Below are 2,076 nucleotides of genomic sequence, written 5' to 3'. Positions count from 1 at the left end.
ATGTCTCTTCTTCGGCATGGAATGTCCCCTTCATGGTCAGTTGAATTATTACATTCAACCTGGAGCCATTCACGGGGGGAGGGTCACCCGCAACGACAGTTGCATCACCAGCATGGAGAAGTGGTCGAGCGTCGCGTCGAAATGCGTCTCGTTGCGCTCAGGGTGTTGGAAATTGATGCTGCCGAGCAAGGTGCAGGGAAGCCCGCTCAGTTCAGGAAGATACATGGAATCGTAATCGATCAGCTTCAGCCGACCATCAGGTCCGATCAGAATGTTGTCGTGTTTAAGGTCGCCATGGGCCACGCCACGGTTCAGCAGATCCAGGCAAAGCCGCGCCCAGGCCCGGCTCAAGCCTGCGATGCCGCCCCGCTTGTCGCTATCGCACAGGGTCTGGACCAAGGCGCCGATAGTGCGACCAGGGACCCACGGCATGCTGATGACCGGATATTCACCGTGCCTGGCGATGGACGACGTCACGTAGAGTTCGTCGCGGTGAAACCGGAGCGGAACCATATAGGGTGAGCCGCTGGCAGCGACGAAGCCGGAGATTGCTTGGTAGCGGCGCTCCAGATCGGGTAGATCACGGATGAAGCACTTGATCGCCAAGAGCGATCCCTCGGAATCGGTGACCCGGAACACCCCGGCGAAGTTTCCGGCGAGAAACTGCGGGTGGCCTCGGGAATCCTTAAACGGCGTTACCTGGAGAGTGGCGAACCGAGCCTTGGCGTTGGAAAGCGCCGCCTTGTAGTCCGCCAATACGGGGAACGTCACTGTTCGAACTCCGTTGCCCGGTCCCGCGAAGAAGCCTCGGCGGCTTGATTAAAAACGATGGCCGGCCGGGTGCCAATATCGAGCAGTTTGACCAGTGCGATGGCATCGGCATTGAACGCCATGCCGCGCAGGGTCGGCGTGGTTTTCAGGTCGCGCTCAAATAGTTCGCAGATGATGGCGCGATGACGGCCCGACAACTCGCTCGACATCTCGAACAGCAGGCGGGCATAGGTGTCGTCGGGCAGTTGGCCTGCGCTGGACGGGAACACCACCGGCGCGTCGTCGCCACCGGAAATATGGCAGTTCATCAGCAGGACGTGGCCGTCATTGGTCTTCAGCCCGGTCAACCGTCGGGCGGTCGCCAGAAGTTCTTCGTCGCTGTCCACATCGTTGGCCATGCCGTCGGTAATGTTGATGACGGCCGGGGGGAATGACCCGGGGTTCGCGGAAATCCAGGGTTCCAGGATCGACTGCGCCAAGCGCAGAGCTCCATTCATCGGGGTGCTTTCCACCGCCACCGGCGCCACCCAACGCGAAACTGCCACCCGCTCGACCACCGGCTGGCCGCGAACCATGATGGTGGTTTCTTCCTCGATGGTATCGGCGTTTTCCGCCACCTCGGAGATGGGCACCAAGCTGCGCCCGGCAAGGTTCCCCAGCCAGCAGAACTCGGCGCGGTTGGTACGCCCATAGCCGATGACGCCGATGTCGAAATAGTCTCGGACACCTTCATCACGCATACAGCGGTTGATCAGTTCGTCGAGGGTTCGGTTGAGCGCATCCGCCACCACCTGGGCCCGACTGATTGTCTGGCCGTTATCATCGACACCGAAGGTGGTGTTCATGGATTTAGATTGATCCACCAGAAAGATAAAGGCGCCGCGCTGGTCGCGGCTGATTTCCTGTGAATAGGCCACGGATCACGTCTCCTGTGGTTGAACAACGGTAGGATTTACGCTGGAGGGGATCTCTACCGGCAAAATCAGGTCATATCCGGAGCCTTGATCATGGAACAACCGGAGGCCCTGAATCTACGCGCCATCACTTTAGCAAAGACTATGGCTCCATCAAATTCTTGGACAAAACAGCATGAAGTGCTGACGGCAAAAGTGCGAACATGAGAGTGATTATTAACATCCCTTGCTGATGAAGCATTGTTATCCGCTTGCAGACTATTGTCGAGCAGGCGAATTTGTGCAACAACACATGTAAGTATTTGTCTCTTTCCCAGAGGAGTTAGGTTATGGCAGCACAGATGGCAACAGGTATGGCTGGTGGGACCGCCGCGAACGCCGCAGCTCCCGC

The 2,076-nt window shown here is 58.3% G+C and carries 3 protein-coding genes; all 3 read right to left on the bottom strand.

The window, feature by feature from the left end:
- Positions 1–69: 69 nt before the first annotated feature.
- Positions 70–771 (bottom strand): serine/threonine-protein kinase, encoded by a 702-nt coding sequence (locus tag A6A04_RS19570; RefSeq protein ID WP_245651314.1) that lies wholly within the window; start codon positions 769–771, stop codon positions 70–72.
- Positions 768–1,688, bottom strand: coding sequence for a hypothetical protein (locus tag A6A04_RS19565; protein WP_068433467.1), 921 nt, complete (start codon positions 1,686–1,688; stop codon positions 768–770). The genes A6A04_RS19570 and A6A04_RS19565 overlap by 4 nt, the downstream gene beginning before the upstream one ends.
- Before the next feature lie 65 nt (positions 1,689–1,753).
- Positions 1,754–2,076, bottom strand: a 323-nt coding sequence (locus tag A6A04_RS22980; RefSeq protein ID WP_216636133.1) for a hypothetical protein, incomplete at its 5' end; no start/stop codon positions are given.

It is taken from the genome of Paramagnetospirillum marisnigri, from assembly GCF_001650715.1.
In the GTDB taxonomy this organism is placed as follows: domain Bacteria; phylum Pseudomonadota; class Alphaproteobacteria; order Rhodospirillales; family Magnetospirillaceae; genus Phaeospirillum; species Phaeospirillum marisnigri.
Note: the sequence above shows the minus strand (reverse complement) of the source record. Positions and strands in the feature narration are given on the sequence as shown.